This window comes from Plectonema radiosum NIES-515, from assembly GCF_025753815.1.
Classification (GTDB): domain Bacteria; phylum Cyanobacteriota; class Cyanobacteriia; order Cyanobacteriales; family Nostocaceae; genus Hassallia; species Hassallia radiosum_A.
Genome location: NZ_JAOWRF010000388.1, coordinates 1 through 19,331 on the forward strand (window position 1 = coordinate 1; position 19,331 = coordinate 19,331).

Consider the following 19,331-nt stretch of genomic DNA (forward strand, 5'->3'; position numbering starts at 1 on the left):
CTCCACTCCTTCCTCTTACCCATTACCTTATTTTTGATAATCGGGTTAACTGCTTGTGGGGGTCAAAAACCTACAGATTCTAAATCAGCAGATTCGGGTTCATCATCCAAAAACTCGGATAGCAACTTGACCTTCTTTAATGTGGATTTAGAACAAGCTGATGAGGTTGGACGACCAGTTTGGCGAGTTAGAGCCAACCATGCAAAATACACTAAAGAAAAACAAATTGGTCAAGCGGAAAATCCCTATGCTGAACTATACCAAGATGGTAAAGTTGTTTATCAAGTAAAAGCAGATGTGGCAGACATCGATCAGGATGGTAAGCAGTTGCTTTTGAAGGGAAAAATCATCGCCACAGATCCTCGCAACGGCATTGTGTTGCAAGGTAATGAATTAGAATGGCGTCCGAAAGAAGATTTATTAATTGTTCGCAATCAGTTGAACGGAACCCATCAACAATTACAAGCCGTAGCGCAAGAAGCACGAGTCAAAACCCGCGAACAACGCATAGACTTTTCTGGAGGGGTAATAGCAAATTCTGTTGATCCCCAAGTGCAAATGCGAACCGAGCATTTGATTTGGCAAATTAAACAAGATAAACTAATCGCCGATCGCCCAGTGCAATTTGACCGCTACAAAGATAATTTAGTCAGCGATCGCGGTAGAGGAGATTCTGCCGAATTTAACTTAAAAACTAAAATTGCTAGCCTCAACAAAAACGCCCAAGTCGAATTACTAGACCCACCAATCCAAATAGCGAGTAATTCTATGACTTGGAATTTGAACGCAGAAAGTATCAACACAAATGCACCCGTGCGCGTCTTCCATCGGGCTGAAAATGTTCTCGTCACCGCTAATAAAGCCCAAATGAAAATAGCGCAAAAAACAGTTTATTTAACAGGCAATGTTAACGCCATAGGGCAGCGTCGTCAGGCGATTAAATCTAATATATTAACTTGGTATCTTGAGAATAAATTAATTGAAGCTCAGGGCAATGTAGTTTATCGACAAGTTGACCCACCATTAACTTTTAACGGTGACAAAGCCGTCGGTAATTTACAAACCGAAAACATTGCCGTCACTGGTGGTAATACTTCTGGTGGTAGGGTAGTTACAGAAATTATCCCCTAATACCAATTCTATGTGAGGTTGCGCTTTATTCGCCCCTCAGCATGGAATGCTGGGGCTATACGAACAAAGCCCGCCTCCTACGCGGGCTAATTAAATGCATCTTCATACAGAAACGGTATAAGATTCAGGAGTTAAGAATTAGGATAGGTTAGTGGATAGTAGCTAGTGGTTATACCATTTCACTTTAATAGTGAAACATATGTAGAGACGCGAAATTTCGCGTCTTTACAAAATTCATTTATATCAAAGTTTTCGTGAACTGGTATTAGTGGTTAGTGGCAAAGAATAAATAATTAACAAATATCAACTATCAACCATCAACTATCAACTATCAACCATCAACTATCAACTAACAACTAACAACCAACAACTATCCCCCATACACAATTTCATTGCGACTGGCTGAACCTAGTTCGGGTACTGTATTTATAGCTGAGTGGGGAGTCAGAGCAGTGGGAACAGCTGGTGCTACTTGCAATTTCTGCACAAGATGTTGCAAAAATTGGTCTTGTCCAGCGCGAAAACCGGATACATTGTTACCACGGTTAAGAATAGCAAACCAAACCAAACCGCGATCGCGTGTGGGAATTACTCCAGCTAAAGAACTGACATCCCGTAGAGTACCAGTTTTAAATACAGTAGCGGTAGGCATGTGTCTGCCGTGAATTGTTCCACGATGATCGAAACCCGAAATCAGCAAAAAGTCCGACAAACTCAATTGATGGAAGAGTGCTTCTCGTTGTAACGCCATTAACATAGCACAGACTGCTCTGGGGGAAATGCGATTTTCAGGTCCGAGTCCCGAACCATTGATTAATTGAATTTCTGACTGCGGTACTCTAGCAAGTTGGGCAGCTGTTAATTGTACTACCTGCGCTCCTCCTACCGAGTCCGCCAGCATCTGTGCTATCTCGTTATTGCTGAAAACGTTCATTTCCTTAATGAGTTGCTTCAAAGGCAAAGAACGGTGACGCAACAGCACGGTTTGTTGCGAATTTATTTGAGGTTCTAATTTCACAGTACCCGCAATTACGAGTTGAGGCTTCGGAGTTCCCTTAGGCATAATTGAGTACACGTAATTAGCAGGTCGCGACCAAGTGGTGTAATTCAGTGCTTGCTTGAGCGTTTGACCTGCTACTATCGGATTAGGCTGGAAATTCATCATGAAATTCCCAGTAATTACCAAATTTCCTTTGACTTGCTTGATCCCCATTTTGTTGAGAGTATTACCAAGCGCGATCGCTTCCTCCCAAACAAACATCGGATCGTTACTAGCAGCAATCACCAAATCACCCTGTAAAACTCCATTTTGTATTGGTCCTGTTGCGCTGACCAAAGTATCAAATTGGTGGTCTGGTCCCCAAGTTTTCAAAGCAACTAAAGAGGTAGCAATTTTTGTTAACGAAGCCGCAGGTAGAGGAGTCGTACCTTGGTGATTAGCCATAAGCATCGGTCCCGACTGCATCCAAATACCTTGACTTTCTGTCAGATTCGGATCTATCAGCTTTGATGTTACCAGTGCCTTGAGATATTCTTGGACTGTAATAGCCCCAGCTGGATTTGGATCGGGGGCAAGAACCAAGCCTGGGCTACTTTGCCAAGCCAATGCATCAAAAGCATTTAAAGGCTTGAGTTGTACCCCTGCCATTTCTAGCCAGAGCGTAACTAAACCTGAACCCAATAATTCCAGCATTCTTTATTCCCCTGTTAGGACGTGGTAATTTATTTCCTGTGCAAATATACAACGCTTTTTTATGCTAATCAGCATTGAGTCATAATAACTAGTATTTTTAATATCTATAGGTAGGATGGATAACATTGTTTTAGTTATTACGTTTACACTTCTAAAATTTCTACCACTTTTTGATCACTTTCCGCACAGAAAAATATCAAGTCAGTTTCTGAAAGTTAATAAATTCCTCGCCAGCGTTGCCTTATCAATAGATATAGGAGTGAAAAAAAACGTAGAGACGCGAAATTTCGCGTCTCTACAAGGGTTTGGGCAACGCATAATAAGCATAGCGGTCGATGTCTAATATAAAAAAAGTCCGGTTGGACGGACTTGAGAAAATAGAGGAATAAATCGGATTTGGTATTACTTCCTTTCTGGATGAGCGGCATCCTCTGGTGAAGGAGTGGCTATCCGATTAATTGCGGCAATCATTTGATACAAGCGTCCCAAGTCGCGTTGATTGAAGTACAAAATGAGACGGGGTAGCCCAACCGCTTCATCTTGTCCTTCTTGGGGTAAAGCGTGACTTTTTTCAATTTTCCCATGAACCAAGATGTCGCTAAAATTAGCATTTAGTTGCTCGACTTCAGCGTCTGATAAATCCGTATGTAGACGGATGATTAAGCGATCGCCTACATAGCGGCTGGAGTGATAAACCTGATAAAAACTGGTAATTGCATTACAAGCTACATCCAGATTGTCTGTGACTGTGTATAGACTTGGGTCTTCCGGACTTACTAAACCTTTTTGCACCAGTTGCTTATCAATATATTCGCTCCAAGACCGCCAGTAATCGCCACCAGGGTGATCGATTAAAACTAAAGGTACTGGACCAAACTTACCTGTTTGGCTCAATGTCATGCACTCAAAAGCTTCGTCTTGAGTGCCAAAACCACCAGCAAACAAAGCTACAGCATCGCTTTCCTTGAGAAGAAACAGCTTGCGGGTGAAGAAATACTTAAAGTGAATCAGCTTTGGATCACCTTCAATAAACCGATTTGCCTCTTGCTCAAACGGCAATTGAATGTTTAAGCCAAAGGAATTTTCTCGTCCAGCACCTTCGTGACCGGCTTGCATAATACCACCACCACCACCTGTCATCACCATGAACCCCAACCCAGAGACATAGCGAGCAAATTGAACCGCCATGCGGTATTCTGGGCTTTCTGGCGAAAGACGGGCAGAACCGAAGATGGTTACTTTGCGAATGTGTCGATAAGCGTGAAACAGTTGAAAACCCTGCTCCATGTCTGTTAGAGAGGCAGATAATATCTTCCAGTCAAGACGATCAATGTCGCTTTCAGCTAAACGTACTATTGTCGTCAGTGCCTGTTTGATAAATTGCCGATTTTTTAAGGTTGGTAAGCGATCGATTAAGAGCGCAATATCCGCAGAAAGAGAGTCTAATGTGTCGAATGAGGTTTCGGAGGTCATGAGAACTGCCGCCAAAATAGCATTATATTTTACCCAGATTTGGTGTGTTGTGATCAAAATAATGCCATCATTGCGATTGAAGATTTTACGAATATCAGGGATCTTGCAGACCACATCAGGGCTACTGAAAGTCCACGGCTTCTAGCCGTGGGGTAGTTTACAATAAAAAGCACCTTTGGTTTACCATAAACCAAGGCGCTGGTGACGACTAGCGTCGTCAACCCCTGCTCATCAAAGCCAAGCATCTGACAGTGAGCTTGTATTTTGGTTGAACTATCCCCCTTTTGAAAAAGGAGGATTCTAAACTGTTGTTGCGATCGCCAGATAAATCTACACTCCGCAACGGTAATTCCATCTCTGAAAAAAACATGTTGACTGGCTCAAACAGTTTTATCTCCACTTGAGTTGAAAGTACAACCAAAGGATTTTCGCAGAAATGTTACAGCAATAAAAAATTACTTTACCAAAAGTAATGTTAAGAATCATTACTTTTGAAAACGATTTTCTAGAGACGCGAAAATTCGCGTCTTAGTAAATCGTTAACAAAAACTTAGCTAATACCAAACCAAATGGACAACTTAAGAGGAGTTTTCCAGTGGTTAAGTTTCAAAGATACTTTTCCAAAGTATTGGCTAATGTAGTTTTCGGTACAGCACCGACCACCATATCAACTTTTTGCCCACCCTTAAAAATCATTAATGTGGGAATGCTGCGGATGCCGTATTGACTGGCAACATTCGGGTTTTCATCGGTGTTAACTTTAACCACCTTGATTTGATCGCCGTACTGAGAAGCGATTTCATCTACAACCGGAGCTACCATCCGGCAGGGACCGCACCACGGTGCCCAAAAGTCAACTAAAACCGGAACTTCGCTATCCAGTACTTCTTGCTTAAACGTAGAATCCGAAACTTGTGCGGCTGCTGACATGCCTAAAAACCTTTGCCTATTATATTTCTGAGCTTCGAGAAAATTCTACCATAGCAAAAACCACCGCTTCGGATTGTCGGATGTACATTTGCAAAGAAGCTGTAGATTTTATTAACATCTGGCTTGACAAAAAAGCTGACTTAGTGGGCTAAGTCAGCTTTTTTGCTTTGCGTCACAGCCAACATCTGGCTGCCAGCTAATAATTTTATATACATAAGGAACCGCCCGAACAATAGTCCGGGCGGAGTGTGGTGTGAGGAGTGAACGGAAACATGCGTCTCCGCTTTCTCCATTGTAGGCGACATATATGATTTTTCCAGTGATTGTTTAAGAGTCACGGAAAAATTTCTTTCCGGGTTGTTAGGAGTTAGTGGTTATTGGGCTAGTTAAATTTTCTAGTCCCTATTCCCCAGTTCATAGTCCCCAGTTCCCAGTAAAAAGTCCCTAAGCGCTTTATTTACCCATGCCTAGTTGTTGAGCTTTTTGGTAAACTTTACCTTCAGTTAATAAAGAAGGAGCAATGACAACTTCAACTTGTTGCATTTCTTTAATATTTTTAGCTCCTAAAGTTCCCATACTTGTCTTTAAGGCTCCCAAAAGATTATGAGTGCCATCATCTAAAGCCGCAGGTCCGGTGAGAATTTGCTCTAGAGTGCCGGTAGTGCCGACGCTAATTCGCGTACCACGGGGCAATAGAGGGCTAGGAGTCGCCATCCCCCAATGATAACCTCCTCCAGGGGCTTCGGCGCATCTAGCAAAGGGAGAGCCAATCATCACGCCATCGGCACCGCAGGCGATACACTTACAAATGTCTCCGCCTGTGATTAAACCACCATCGGCAATCACGGGGACATAATTACCAGTTTCTTCGTGATAATCGTCTCTAGCGGCTGCACAGTCAGCGATCGCACTCGCTTGAGGCACACCCACACCCAATACTCCACGAGAGGTACAAGCCGCTCCAGGACCAATTCCCACCATCACAGCAGCAGCTCCAGCTTTCATCAAATTTAAGGTGACTTCGTAAGTTACACAATTCCCCAATATCACAGGGATGGGCATTGATCGACAAAATTCTGCCAAATCAAGTGGAACTACCGACTCTGGTGACAAGTGTGCCGTCGAAACCACGGTTGCTTGTACAAAAAATAAATCTGCCCCTGCTTGCGCTACCACCGCACCATATTTGCTCGCAGCTGCTGGAGTAGCACTTACTGCCGCAATACCACCTTGTCGTTTAATTTCCTGAATACGTTGTTCAATTAATTCCTGCTTTATTGGTTCGGCATATAGTTGTTGCATTAAAGAAACAAATTCATTTTTGCCAACAGAAGCAATTTTATTTAAAATCGGCTCTGGATCAGCATAACGAGTTTGGATACCCTCTAAATTGAGAACCCCCAATGCTCCTAACTGCGACAAACGTACAGCCATGCGGACATCTATCACACTATCCATCGCACTCGCAATTATCGGAATTTCCCGCTCTATATTGCCAATACGCCATTTGGTATCTGCCAAACTCGGATCGAGTGTCCTCCCTGAGGGGACTAAAGCAATTTCATCAATTCCGTAAGCTCTGCGAGCTGTCTTACCCCGACCAATTTGAATGTCCACGCTTTTAACATTGCGAAATCTGTTTAAGCTAGGGTATCAAATTGCGGGGGAACTTGCAGCGTTTTTGGTGAAAGTAACCTGCAAGCTGCCAAGGATAGCAAGAAAGGAGAAAAGAACCAAAAATTGGGAATTTGTTTGTATCTTAGATAAAATTGGGTGAATTCAAATGTTTAAATAGGACACCAATAATCGACGCATTTTCAAGGATTTATCTGCATATATCTATGGTTCTAGATAGCCGGAATCAAAACTTATTTGGTTGTTAGGTATTGATTATTTTGGCAATCAAATTTAATTTTTGGCAATTGTTTTGAGCGAAAAGGTATGATTGTTACTAGAAGCGATCGCCTGGGTTCTTTAACTTTTTTTCCTCATCTTAGAGTACTACCTATGAACGCTACTTAGTATGAGGTGCTTGGCTTCACCGGGCAACGCTACTCAGTCCGATCGTTCGGTTCGATTGGTGCGAAGCGGGAAGCTCGCTTGGCACCAATCGCGCATTAGTGCCTTCATCTGCAAAGCTACTATTTCGGGAATTAACAAAAGTACTAGAGTGAAAGATTCGGTTCTACAACTGTGGGGAAATTATTAAAATTTCGCCGCACCCAATCGATGCCAACTTCATTATTAAGTTTAATATGCTGAGGTGTATTCGCATAAAGTTTGCCTAAAATGTCAGCGTCTTGCTCAATAACAACTTCAATCAGCCGCAGAAGATTTCCTTTGAGCAGATGGGCAATCGGAGTATGCGCTTTCATGAACATCAGAACGTAAACGCGAGATTGATTTGGTGATTCAAAGAATGTAAAAATGACACTCTTTGAGGCTTAAAAGCGGACTCTCACCATGCATTATTCCCATGCAGGGAAAGAAGTTCTCTAAATGAGCTTGAAGCACTTTTGGCATTAATAAAAGAGCACCGAACCGTATTGTGTCGGCGGTTCGTTAAAAAAAATCTCACAACTCATTTAGGATTGTTATATAGCTATTTAAAATATAGAGATTAGTATGATTCATTGAAAATTTGCTTTAAATGCTTGAGGAGTAATGCCTACGTATTTGCGAAAGATTTTAGCAAAATGGCTTTGACTTTGGAATCCTACAAGGTGGGAAATTTGTAGAACTGATAATTCTTGTTTTGCGAGTAAATGCTTTGCTTTATCGATTCGGCATTTCGTGACATATTGATGAGGTACGATTCCTGTTGATTGCTTAAATAAGCTGGCAAAATAATGTGGACTCATTTGAGCGATCGCACTAATTTATGCAAGTGATAAATTTTCTTCTAAGTTTTCGTTGATGTAAGCGATCGCTTCTTTTAATTTGTGCTTTGGCAATCCACCTGTATATTCTCTAATGTTCAGTTTTCGCGCTGAATAGCGTTTTAATAAATGCACCCCTAGCATATTTGCTGCTGACTCTGCATAAAGACGACTATCAACTATACTTATTTCTAATTCTCTTTTTAATGCAAGTCCAATTTGTTGAATTAAGGGATCGTGGGTTTGCAGTTGCTGGATAATTTCAATGTTATCAGCATCAACTGATTCATAGGCAGCGCGATGCAAAAATGCTGGCTCTAGACAAAGGATAATAAATCCTAATTCTTGCTCAAATTCTACTGCTGGGGAAATTTGGTCTGCCGGAAAAATTGCTACATCACTTGGGCTATAAGATTTGTGTTGCCATTGTTTGTTGATTTTCATGTTTGCCTGAAAACCTTCAATGCAAATGGCACTAATATGTTGTGAAGGGCAAGTTTCCGGAATTTTATGATTTAACTGCCGATGATAGGCAAAATAAAAACCATTCCAACCTGTGACTGGTGTGGAGAGAATTACAGGTTTGGGAAGGATTGGTTTGAGTTTTTCTGATTCGGTGGCATTAATTATTAAAGGTTTCTCTATTTGCATTACTATTTACGCGATGATTTATTCACCCACGAGACGCAGAGAAAATATTTTTTTTTGAATTTTTTCTCATATTCTTAACAACACGATTTGTGTTCTAGGTTTGATGTATCTGCTTACTTTTTCTACAAACTAACACCATTAAGTAATATTCGCACTATCGATAAGCTCAAAATTATTAAAAATAATACTAGCCCAATTGTGCAAGCATAACTAATTTCTAAGTTATTAAATGCTTGTTCATAAAGATAATAAACTATGGTTTTGGAACTGTTACGCGGTCCACCTTGGGTCATAATGTAGACTTCTTCAAATACTTTGGTGGCAGAAATAGCCGAAATTACTGCTACTAATGCTAAATAAGGTTTCATTAAGGGGACGGTAATATCCCAGTGTTTGCTGATGCCATCTGAACCATCAATTGCTGCGGCTTCGTAGACATCTGCACCAATTGATTGCAAGCCTGCTAAATAAATCACCATGTAATAGCCTAATCCCTTCCAGACGGTGACTGCCATCACACTGTAAAGGGCAAATTTGGGGCTAGTTAACCAAGGAATTCCTTCGGGAAAAATGCCTTTAAGTAACTGATTGAGTAAGCCGTTTTCGGCATACAGCCATTTGAAGGCGATACCCGCAACTACCATTGATATTACTACTGGTGTGTAGTAAGCTGCTCTAAACCAATTCATTCCCCGTAGTTTCTGATTTACCAAAATTGCTAAAATTAAGGGGGCAATGACTAAAATAGGCACTACACCAACAAGATAAATCAGTGTATTAACCAAAGTTTGCCAAAAAACTGGGTCTTTAAATAAGCGCTGGAAGTTGGCAAAACCGACCCATTGGGGCATCTGGGTAATGTCGTATTCGTAGCGGGTAAAGCTGAGATAAAACGCTTGCAGTGCCGGATAAAAGACGGTGAGAACCAAGATAATTAATGCGGGTAGCAAAAACAAATAGGGAGTTAATCGCTGTTGAATAAGGAGCCAATTTTGGGGTGTCAATCTATTCATAGGGGCGTTTTTTTATAGTGCTTTTGGCAGATGGATTTTCCGCCGTGGATGAGTGCAATATAAGGAAGCTAATTAATTAAGACTTACGCAAAAGTACCAAAAAACGAACTGCTAAGGAATAGGAGTTTGAGAGAGTTTTTGGGTAAGTCTTAGATATTCTACATGAGAAAGGATGGGAAGTTATTTACCATCTTTTCTCATGCTTTGTGGACTGATGCTTTTTGAGAATGGTGCGATCGCTAACTAATTTATGAGCGTTGCTGAAGTCAGAGCGTGAAAATGATTTTGCGTGAAATAAAAACCTTTGTAGAGAGGTTGCACATTTTTCGTCTCATCCTCAATACGATTCATTATTATCTTTATAATCGTTGCAGCAGACTTAAACCGTGGGTATCAGTACCACAAGTACTGTAAAGATTAAATTCATTAGCTAGCTGTTGTACCTGTTTTGATTCCAAAACACTTGCTCGCCAAGGATTAGGATTATTGTAGGCGTAAAACGTTTCCACACCATCAATACCTGCTGAGGCAGCAGCAGGTATTAAGTCGAAATGCGATCGCTTATAACGAGCTGGATGAGCGAGTACGGCTAATCCCCCTGCATTCTGAATTGCCGCAATCACATTAGCTATCTGATAATCTTTATCAGTAACTATTTTACTATTTAAGTAGTTTTTTATACTTGGATGTTCTGGTTCAAAAGCATAACCCAAAATGTGGACTTCCACATTTAAAAGGTTGGCATTAATTTCTACCCCACTCCACAGGTAAGGAGCATTTGCACTGCTGTTTTTCCACTTCCAATCTTCTAACCAAGATTTTGCTGCTTGATAGCCATTAACACTATGATGGTCTGTGATGGCAAATCCTTGTAAGCCAATAGCGATCGCCTGTTCCATCAATGCAGCCGGCTGCAACCTGCCATCAGAATGGACAGTGTGCATGTGAAAGTTAAAACACCTCGGACAACTTTGTGCGTCGATGTTCTGGAATACTTCTTTTAAAAGTTCCCTGGAAGCAGAAGTCCGGGCAAAATTTACAGCCATAACCCTTTTGAAAAGTATGTATTTCTAACACTCCAACAAGATAGATTTACAGATGACAAATACCAGCACTGTAAATCAGTGTTGGAGCCGCTATTTTTTCAGCTTCATCAGCAAATTTTTTCAATATGTTAAGACTACGTTAGCAAATTCAAAGGCTGACGGTCATGAGTATTTTCGATGGCAGTTAGGAACAAGCGTCATAAATATAGCAATTGATGCCCGTATAAATCACAGGTAATATCGAGATTTAATGGTACTTTAGGATAGAGATAAGGTCTGTAACTCAGAAAAAACTAATCAGTATATAGACAGAAAATCCTATATTTTAGTATGGTAATTCTAATAATTCGCCTGAACCAGCAATTACCTGTGCGATCGCATTCGCAGGAACATCCTGTGATTGAAAGTAATTAATCGTCTGCTCTACGTGATTTGGTGGAACTAGCAACACAAATCCAATTCCCATATTAAAAGTGTTATACATCGCTTCGGGACTAACTGAACCAGCATCAGCTAGCCACTGAAATACAGGGGGAATAGTCCAACTACCTGGGTTAATTTTAATCGCTTGATTTTTCCCCAAGCATCGCGGCAGATTTTCTGGCAAACCACCACCAGTTATATGAGCCATTCCGTGAATTTCTAAGCCTGCTTGACGCGCTGCAAGAACCGGTTTGACGTAAATGTGAGTAGGTGTGAGAAAAGTTTCGCCTAAAGATTGACCGTTTAGTAATTTGGGGCGATCGCTCCAAGATAAATTGCATTCAGTGATAATCTTTCTCACCAAACTAAAGCCATTACTGTGGACACCACTGCTAGGGAGTGCGATCGCTACATCTCCCACTTGCACCTTAGAACCATCCAGCATCTGGCTTTTTTCCACAATTCCCACACAAAACCCAGCCAAGTCATACTCACCCAAAGAGTAAAAACCTGGCATTTCTGCCGTTTCTCCTCCCAACAAAGCGCAACCAGCTAGCTTACACCCAGAAGCTATACCCGCAACCACCTGAGTCAACTGCTCTTTTTCTAACTTACCTGTAGCTACATAATCTAAAAAAAACAGTGGTTCGGCACCAGATGTCAGTACATCATTAACGCACATCGCCACCAAATCAATACCAACAGTATCATGGCGATTAACAGCAGAAGCGATTTTCAGCTTTGTACCCACACCATCTGTCCCAGAAACCAATACTGGTTCCTTGAAACCCCCCGGTAGTTGAAAGCACCCACCAAAGCCACCCAATCCCCCAATTACTCCCGGTCGAAAGGTGCTCTCGACCAGATTGCGAATTTGATCTACAAAAGCTCGACCAGCCTCTACATCAACTCCTGCATCCCGATAATCCATAACACTTAGTCAATAGTCAATGGTCATTAGTCCACAGTAAATGAGTATAGAGTCAAAAGTGCATAGTCGGTAAGTTTTTCACTCCCAACTCCCCACTCCCAACTCCCCACTCCCCACTCCCAACTCCCAACTCCTAACTCCTAACTCCCCACTCCCAACTCCCCACTCCCCACTCCCCACTCCCAACTCCCCACTCCCAACTCCCAACTCCTAACTCCCCACTCCTAACTCCCCAATGCCCAAAATATATGAATCCCGTTGCAACTACTCCCAAAAATAGACCTACACGTTCTCCCAAGAGCGATCGCCGTCAATCGCCGAAAAAGTCTAAAGTAAACAATAAAGGACTTTACCTAAGAGCAGTTAAAGATGCTTTTGTCAAGCTAAATCCTAAATCTGCAATCAAAAACCCAGTCATGTTTTTGGTTTGGGTAGGCACAATTATTACTCTTTTAGTTACGATTGATCCTTACCTATTTGGACAAGTCCCAGGCAATAATTTACAACGTTTTAACGGCTTGATTACCGGGATTTTATTCTTTACGGTGTGGTTTGCCAATTTTGCCGAAGCTGTCGCTGAAGGACGCGGTAAAGCTCAAGCTGATGCTTTGCGAGCAACTCAGTCAGAAACACTGGCAAGAAAACTCTCCCCTGATGGTTCAATTACCGAAGTACCTTCCACCAGCCTCAGACAAAGTGATACTGTATATGTAGTTGCTGGTGATATCATTCCCGCCGATGGCGAAGTGATTATGGGTGTCGCATCAGTAGATGAATCGGCAATTACTGGGGAATCTGCACCAGTATTGAAAGAATCAGGCTCGGATGTTGCTAGTTCAGTTACCGGGGGCACGCGAATTATTTCCGATGAATTAATTATCCGGATTACAGCCGATCCAGGTAAAGGCTTTATTGATCGGATGATTTCTTTGGTGGAAGGTGCAGAACGCAGCAAAACGCCGAATGAAATTGCTTTGACGGTGTTATTGGCAGTTCTGAGCTTGGTGTTTTTGTTTGTTGTGGTGACATTGCCAGCGATCGCCTTTTATGTCAAAAGTATAATCAGCGTACCAATTTTAATTGCTTTGTTGGTGGCATTAATCCCAACAACCATCGGTGGTTTGCTTAGTGCGATCGGTATTGCCGGTATGGATCGAGTTGCCCAATTTAACGTGATTGCTACTTCCGGACGAGCAGTAGAAGCCTGCGGTGACGTTAACACTTTAGTTCTCGATAAAACAGGTACAATTACCCTTGGCAACCGTTTGGCAGAGGAATTTATCCCCATCAACGGTCACTCAATCGAGGAAATTGCCAGGGTAGCTTTGGCAGCTAGCGTATTTGATGATACCCCAGAAGGTAAATCCATTGTCCGGCTGGCAGAAAAGTTAGGGGCAAAAATTGAATTTGACCCCAATCACTCAGAACCAGTTGACTTTTCTGCCAAAACGCGCATGAGTGGTACTAACTTACCAGGTGGATATCAAGCACGCAAGGGAGCAGTAGGAGCAATTCAGGGATTTGTGCGATCGCGAAGTGTCTTTGAAGGAGAATCGCGAAGTGTCTCCGTTCACGAAGCGTCTTTGGTAGGAGAAGGAGAATCGCGTAACGGACAAGATTCCTCAGAACTCAACGCTGCTTACGAACAAGTTTCCCAACAGGGAGGTACACCCTTAGCCGTTTGCTTAGATCGGGAAATTTACGGCATCATCTATCTTAAAGATATTGTCAAACCCGGTCTTCGCGAACGTTTTGACCAGTTGCGACGCATGGGTGTGCGTACCATCATGCTAACCGGCGACAATCGCATTACCGCTTCTGTAATTGCCCAAGAAGCTGGAGTTGATGACTTTATAGCCGAAGCAACACCAGAAGATAAAATCTCTGTGATTCAAAGCGAACAGGCAAAAGGCAAACTTGTAGCGATGACGGGGGACGGTACTAACGATGCTCCTGCCCTCGCTCAAGCAAATGTTGGAGTAGCAATGAATACGGGTACTCAGGCAGCCAAAGAAGCGGCAAACATGGTAGATTTGGACTCCGATCCCACCAAGCTCATTGATATCGTTTCTATTGGTAAACAATTGCTGATTACTCGTGGAGCATTAACTACATTTTCTCTAGCCAATGATATTGCTAAATATTTTGCGATTATTCCAGTGCTATTTGGTACTGCAAATTTGCAAAGTTTGAATATCATGAAATTGACCAGTATTAATTCTGCAATACTGTCAGCGCTGATTTACAATGCTCTAATTATTCCCGCTTTGATTCCTTTGGCATTACGGGGTGTGAAGTTTAGACCGCTAACTGCTAATCAATTACTACAACGTAATATCTTAATTTATGGGTTGGGTGGGGTGATTGCACCATTTATTGCGATTAAGTTGATTGACACGTTAATTACGACAATAGGGTTAGCGTGAAGCTTGATTTTTGATTGTAGAGATGTTCTAGTTAATGTCTCTACAATTATTAAGAGAACTAACCGCGATCGCAGAGCGTCTCTGACAGAAGAAGGACACAAGAAAAGTTATGAAAAGAGTTAATTTAGAATATAAGTATTTTCTCATGGATGCAGTGCAGGCAATTTTATTTATTTTTTGGCGATGGTATAAACAAAAATTGCCCCTCGTAATTTTTATCGTTCTGTGTTTGAATTTGGTAATTGCTCCAGTTATTTACGCTGCTGCAGATAGCAATTTGGAACGTCGTTCGGCTTGGGCGATCGGGATTTTAGGATTTGTGACTCTCGCACTTTTAATTTACTTATCTGATGTCATTTTTCGCCCTGAACGTTATTAATTAGGCAAAAAAATAAAATAAATATTAGAGGTTTTGAAAAAAAATGTCTATTGTGAAAGAAGCTATCAGAGCAATTCGCATTACTTTGGTTCTGTGGTTGCTGACAGCAATTATTTATCCTTTATTTATTCTTTTGATAGCTCAATTACCCTTGCTTCAAGAAAAGGCTAATGGCAGCATCGTATATAATTTCAAAGACCAACCAATTGGTTCGGCTTTGATTGGACAACAGTTCAGAAATGAGCGCTATTTTCACGGTCGTCCCAGTACAGTCAGATATAGCCAAGGAAAACAAGCTAAACCAACAGGCATATCTGGTGCAAGCAATCTCGCTCCCAGTAATCCAGAATTGCTAAAACGAATTGTAGAGCGAGCAAATCAACTCAAAGACGAGAATATTCAACCACTTGCCGATTTAATTTATACATCTGGTTCTGGCTTAGACCCGCATATATCAATAAAAGCAGCAGGGGAGCAGTTAGATCGAGTTGCTAAAGCTCGTGGTGTCCGCGAAGATGAAATACGTCCTTTACTTGATAAGTATACCGATAAAAGATTTTTAGGGATTTTTGGAGAGCCTGGAGTTAATGTTCTACGATTGAATTACGCTCTCGACCTCCAAGAAATTAATCGTAGGCAAAATCAATAAATCATAATGGTTGGTGGTTAGTGGATAGTGGATAGTCGATAGTGGTTAGTAATGAGGTTAACCAACAATTAACAACCAACAAACAACAACTTTATGAGCACTAAACTTTCAAGTTCTGGAAGTTATTATCCTATACGTTCCGCGCGACGGGGCAAACATAAAATATTTATTGGTATGGCTCCTGGGGTGGGCAAAACCTACCGCATGTTGGAAGAAGGACACGCACTAAAACAGCAGGGAATTGATGTTGTCGTTGGGCTTTTGGAAACCCACGGACGTAAAGAAACGGCACAAAAAGCCCTAATGTTAGAAATAATACCCCGTAAAGAAATTCTTCGCAGCGGATTGACTTTGACGGAAATGGATACCGATGCAATTTTAGCGCGATCGCCTCAGTTAGTGTTAGTCGATGAACTAGCACATACCAATGTCCCAGGTCAAGAGCGTGAAAAACGCTACCAAGATGTAGAAATCATTTTGGCAGCAGGCATTGATGTATACTCGACAATGAATATTCAACATTTAGAAAGTCTCAATGACCTAGTAGCGCGAATTACTGGGGTGATAGTACGAGAACGCGTTCCCGATCGCATCCTAGACGAAGCAAATCAAATTATTGTCATAGATGTCACACCAGAAACTCTCCAAGAACGGTTGCGAGAAGGCAAAATTTATGCACAGCCAAAAATCCAACAATCCCTTGATAATTTCTTCCAACGTCGCAATCTCATAGCTTTGCGAGAATTGGCTTTGCGGGAAGTCGCAGACAACATCGAAGAAGATGCGATCGCTTCCACCCCCGCAGGACAATTCTGTAATATTCACGAGCGGGTTTTGGTGTGCGTATCCACCTATCCCAACTCAGTGCAACTATTGCGTCGAGGGGCTAGACTTGCTAATTATATGAATGCCCCTCTTTTTACTGTGTTTGTCAAAGAAAAAGACCGCTTCCTCACCAAAGAGGAAAGTTTGTATATCGAAACTTGTGAGAAACTGTGTAAAGAATTTGAAGGAAATTTTATTCATTTCAGCAGTAATGATGTGGCTGGTGCGATCGCAGAAGTAGCGAAACAATATCACATCACCCAGATTGTAATTGGCGAAAGTCAGCGATCGCGCTGGCAAATACTCTGGAAAGGATCTTTAACACAAATATTAGTCCGCTTGCTCAAAAACGTTGATTTACATATAATTTCCACTGAAAAAAACAACGAAAAATTGTCACCGCAGATAAACAAAGCATGAGGTTTAAATAATTATCAGCGTCCATCAGCGTTCATCTGCGGTTAAAAATCCTTTCATCCAAAATCCCAAATAAAATGACTTATGTAATCGGTTTAATCAGTGGCACCTCGGTAGATGGTATAGACGCTGCCTTAGTAGATATTTCCGGAACAGATTTGGATCTGAAAATTGAGTTGTTAGCAGGCAAAACATATCCCTATCCGGCAGAACTTAGAGAGCGAATTTTAGCAGTTTGTGCTGGAGAGAGCATCTCAATGGCAGAATTAGCAGAATTAGATGATGCGATCGCCCTCGCTTTTGCCAATAATGCCCAAAATATCCAAAACGGTCACAAGCCAGCCTCTTTGATTGGCTCTCACGGTCAAACAGTTTATCACCGACCACCGGGGGGAGAGGGGGGGAGAGGGAGAGGGGGGGAGGGGGAGACAAGGGAGACAAGGGAGACAAGGAAACAGGGGGGAATTTCTTCCTCATCACCACGCTTCCCCCATTCCCCCACTCCCCACTCCTTAGGTTACAGCCTGCAACTCGGACGGGGTGCTGTCATTGCCCATGTGACAGGTATTACCACTATCAGTAACTTTCGCGCCGCTGATATCGCCGCAGGTGGTCAAGGTGCGCCCCTCGTACCTAGAGTAGATGCCTATTTGCTCAGTCATCCTCAAGAAGGGCGTTGTATTCAAAATATCGGCGGTATTGGTAATGTTGCTTACATACCACCTCGTCGTGACAACTGGCTCGAAAAAATTCTCGGCTGGGATACAGGACCAGGAAACAGCTTATTAGATTTGGCGGTACATCATTTAACTGCCGGTGCGAAAACATACGATGAAAACGGCGACTGGGCAGCCAGTGGCACACCCTGCCATCCATTAATAGAACAATGGCTAAATCAAGACTACTTTCATTTACCGCCGCCGAAATCCACTGGTAGAGAGTTATTCGGCGTTGCTTACCTGCATCAGTGTTTAAAAGACGCAGAAATATATCAACTCAGTTCTGCTGACCTACTAGCAACTATTACTGAACTAACCGCAGTTTCAATTGTTCACAATTACCGCACATTTCTTCCGCAAATGCCACAAAAAGTATTTTTATGTGGTGGTGGTAGTCGCAATCTTTATTTGAAGCGTCGGTTGCAGATTTTGTTACAATCAATCCCCGTATTAACCACAGATGAAGTCGGGTTGAGTGCCGATTTTAAAGAAGCGATCGCCTTCGCAGTTTTAGCATATTGGCGAAACTTAGGCATCCCCGGCAACCTACCAACAGCCACAGGTGCCAGTCAAGAAGTGCTTTTAGGAGAAATTAATAGGTAATAGGTAATGGGTAATTGGGACTGCGTGATCAAGGAGGACAAGGAGGACAAGGAGGACAAGGGGGACAGAGGTAAACTTTGACTCCTAACTCCTAACTCCTAACTCCTAACTCCTAACTCCTAACTCCTAACTCTTAACTCCACTCCCCCACTCCCCACTCCCCACACTGCGACTATACTGTACTCAATTTGCACTCGGCAAGGATCGTACAAGGTGGCTCATACTTTTTTATTAGAACCAGGACGCTGGAGGATGCAAGGAAGTTGGCTGGAACGCAACGGAATGCCAATCAGCGTCAAGGGTATGACCTTGGTAGCTTGGAATCGAGATAACTGGTTCACGATGGCAACAAAGCTGATATTTATAGATAGCGATCGCTCTGATATTTCTTTCCTCTACAAAGGGCGTCTTCATGATGGAGAGCGTCAGTATACTTTTTTACTACAGCATAATCTTTTGGGGCAGGTTGAAGGTGAGGGCTGGATTGCTCAAGATACAATTGTGCAGCGTTATTGGGTATTAAGCGATCGCCAACGTCGCAGTGGCTTTGAAACCCTACACCGCATAAATGATGATAGCTATTACCTAACCAGTGGCATCCTTGCCAGTCATTTTTTAACTAGCACAATGGAAGCCAGCTTAGAGCGTCAGCCAACATAATTGGGCAGTGGTCTTAAGGATTTTTGGTACTGATTTTAAACCTGGAGAGACGCGAAACCTGTAGAGACGCGAAACCTGTAGAGACGCGAAACCTGTAGAGACGCGAAACCTGTAGAGACGCGAAACCTGTAGAGACGCGAAATTTCGCGTCTCTACGTTCGTATTTTGGGTTTAACACCAACCGTATTGTATTACAGTCAGTGAAAACACTAAAGTAGCTATGGCGAAACTCTTCAAACGGTTAGACATTGGTTACTCCTCTTGTATGATTCAGGCGATCGCTTGCTCAATCTTTTATATTTCTGAGGACAACCAGGCTATGCAAAATCAAAAAATAACCTCAGCATAATTACGATACCTTGAAGCGATATACCGTAGAAACACTGCTAGTTATTTGTAAATTAAAGTATTGTGAACAAAAGTCAAAAAAGTTTCTGGGGTTGGCAATCCTAGCCCAAGACCTTTCTATTGTTTACCTCAAAG

Annotated in this window: 16 protein-coding genes and 1 pseudogene; 7 read left to right on the plus strand and 10 right to left on the minus strand. The window is 42.2% G+C overall.

What is annotated here, in order from left to right; translation table 11 throughout:
* Positions 1-1,131: LPS export ABC transporter periplasmic protein LptC (gene lptC / locus OGM63_RS27275; protein ID WP_263748863.1), on the plus strand; the 1,131-nt coding region annotated here is incomplete at its 5' end.
* A 370-nt stretch (positions 1,132-1,501) separates the two neighbouring features.
* On the opposite strand, the gene OGM63_RS27280 is transcribed toward lptC, so the two are convergent.
* From OGM63_RS27280 to purM, 10 genes and pseudogenes are all read right to left on the minus strand, one after another.
* Complete coding sequence (locus tag OGM63_RS27280) at positions 1,502-2,824, minus strand: D-alanyl-D-alanine carboxypeptidase (protein ID WP_263748864.1); 1,323 nt, start codon at positions 2,822-2,824, stop codon at positions 1,502-1,504.
* Positions 2,825-3,226: 402 nt separating this feature from the next.
* Positions 3,227-4,297, minus strand: coding sequence for an LOG family protein (locus OGM63_RS27285; RefSeq protein WP_263748886.1), 1,071 nt, complete (start codon positions 4,295-4,297; stop codon positions 3,227-3,229).
* Between the two features lie 606 nt (positions 4,298-4,903).
* Positions 4,904-5,254: pseudogene (trxA, locus tag OGM63_RS27290) on the minus strand (thioredoxin); the annotation flags it as partial.
* A 426-nt stretch (positions 5,255-5,680) separates the two neighbouring features.
* Entirely contained in the window at positions 5,681-6,844 is a 1,164-nt protein-coding gene (locus OGM63_RS27295; protein WP_263748865.1) for a GuaB3 family IMP dehydrogenase-related protein, read from the minus strand.
* A gap of 548 nt (positions 6,845-7,392) precedes the next feature.
* Positions 7,393-7,602 (minus strand): hypothetical protein, encoded by a 210-nt coding sequence (locus OGM63_RS27300; RefSeq protein WP_263748866.1) that lies wholly within the window; start codon positions 7,600-7,602, stop codon positions 7,393-7,395.
* A gap of 255 nt (positions 7,603-7,857) precedes the next feature.
* Entirely contained in the window at positions 7,858-8,106 is a 249-nt protein-coding gene (locus OGM63_RS27305; protein ID WP_318528555.1) for a helix-turn-helix transcriptional regulator, read from the minus strand.
* Complete coding sequence (locus OGM63_RS27310; RefSeq protein ID WP_263748869.1) at positions 8,107-8,757, minus strand: hypothetical protein; 651 nt, start codon at positions 8,755-8,757, stop codon at positions 8,107-8,109.
* A gap of 122 nt (positions 8,758-8,879) precedes the next feature.
* A complete protein-coding gene (locus OGM63_RS27315; protein WP_263748870.1) occupies positions 8,880-9,770 on the minus strand; it encodes a carbohydrate ABC transporter permease in 891 nt (296 codons plus the stop codon).
* 359 nt (positions 9,771-10,129) lie between these two features.
* Positions 10,130-10,816 carry a PHP domain-containing protein gene (locus OGM63_RS27320; protein WP_263748871.1) on the minus strand — a complete coding sequence of 229 codons (687 nt, stop codon included), beginning with the start codon at positions 10,814-10,816 and terminating at the stop codon, positions 10,130-10,132.
* A gap of 325 nt (positions 10,817-11,141) precedes the next feature.
* Positions 11,142-12,170 (minus strand): phosphoribosylformylglycinamidine cyclo-ligase, encoded by a 1,029-nt coding sequence (purM, locus tag OGM63_RS27325; RefSeq protein WP_263748872.1) that lies wholly within the window; start codon positions 12,168-12,170, stop codon positions 11,142-11,144.
* Between the two features lie 248 nt (positions 12,171-12,418).
* On the opposite strand from purM, the gene kdpB reads away from it, so the two are divergent.
* The 6 genes from kdpB to OGM63_RS27355 all read left to right on the plus strand — a co-directional run bounded on the left by kdpB (position 12,419) and on the right by OGM63_RS27355 (position 18,848).
* Positions 12,419-14,596 carry a potassium-transporting ATPase subunit KdpB gene (gene kdpB, locus OGM63_RS27330; RefSeq protein WP_263748873.1) on the plus strand — a complete coding sequence of 726 codons (2,178 nt, stop codon included), beginning with the start codon at positions 12,419-12,421 and terminating at the stop codon, positions 14,594-14,596.
* 109 nt (positions 14,597-14,705) lie between these two features.
* The gene (locus OGM63_RS27335) at positions 14,706-14,975 is read left to right on the plus strand and encodes a potassium-transporting ATPase subunit F (protein WP_263748874.1); all 270 of its coding nucleotides are present in this window, start codon (positions 14,706-14,708) and stop codon (positions 14,973-14,975) included.
* 43 nt (positions 14,976-15,018) lie between these two features.
* Complete coding sequence (kdpC, locus tag OGM63_RS27340; protein WP_263748875.1) at positions 15,019-15,624, plus strand: K(+)-transporting ATPase subunit C; 606 nt, start codon at positions 15,019-15,021, stop codon at positions 15,622-15,624.
* A 93-nt stretch (positions 15,625-15,717) separates the two neighbouring features.
* Entirely contained in the window at positions 15,718-16,869 is a 1,152-nt protein-coding gene (locus tag OGM63_RS27345) for a histidine kinase (protein WP_263748876.1), read from the plus strand.
* Between the two features lie 74 nt (positions 16,870-16,943).
* A complete protein-coding gene (locus tag OGM63_RS27350) occupies positions 16,944-18,188 on the plus strand; it encodes an anhydro-N-acetylmuramic acid kinase (RefSeq protein ID WP_263748877.1) in 1,245 nt (414 codons plus the stop codon).
* A 213-nt stretch (positions 18,189-18,401) separates the two neighbouring features.
* A complete protein-coding gene (locus OGM63_RS27355) occupies positions 18,402-18,848 on the plus strand; it encodes a hypothetical protein (RefSeq protein ID WP_263748878.1) in 447 nt (148 codons plus the stop codon).
* Positions 18,849-19,331 lie beyond the last annotated feature (483 nt).

Coding starts and splice junctions, on each gene's coding strand:
- OGM63_RS27280 (WP_263748864.1), bottom strand. CDS start 2,824: ATGCTGGAATTATTGGGTTCAGGTTTAGTTACGCTCTGGCTAGAAATG.
- OGM63_RS27285 (WP_263748886.1), bottom strand. CDS start 4,297: ATGACCTCCGAAACCTCATTCGACACATTAGACTCTCTTTCTGCGGAT.
- OGM63_RS27300 (WP_263748866.1), bottom strand. CDS start 7,602: ATGAAAGCGCATACTCCGATTGCCCATCTGCTCAAAGGAAATCTTCTG.
- OGM63_RS27310 (WP_263748869.1), bottom strand. CDS start 8,757: ATGCAAATAGAGAAACCTTTAATAATTAATGCCACCGAATCAGAAAAA.
- OGM63_RS27315 (WP_263748870.1), bottom strand. CDS start 9,770: ATGAATAGATTGACACCCCAAAATTGGCTCCTTATTCAACAGCGATTA.
- OGM63_RS27320 (WP_263748871.1), bottom strand. CDS start 10,816: ATGGCTGTAAATTTTGCCCGGACTTCTGCTTCCAGGGAACTTTTAAAA.
- purM (WP_263748872.1), bottom strand. CDS start 12,170: ATGGATTATCGGGATGCAGGAGTTGATGTAGAGGCTGGTCGAGCTTTT.
- kdpB (WP_263748873.1), top strand. CDS start 12,419: ATGAATCCCGTTGCAACTACTCCCAAAAATAGACCTACACGTTCTCCC.
- OGM63_RS27335 (WP_263748874.1), top strand. CDS start 14,706: ATGAAAAGAGTTAATTTAGAATATAAGTATTTTCTCATGGATGCAGTG.
- kdpC (WP_263748875.1), top strand. CDS start 15,019: ATGTCTATTGTGAAAGAAGCTATCAGAGCAATTCGCATTACTTTGGTT.
- OGM63_RS27345 (WP_263748876.1), top strand. CDS start 15,718: ATGAGCACTAAACTTTCAAGTTCTGGAAGTTATTATCCTATACGTTCC.
- OGM63_RS27350 (WP_263748877.1), top strand. CDS start 16,944: ATGACTTATGTAATCGGTTTAATCAGTGGCACCTCGGTAGATGGTATA.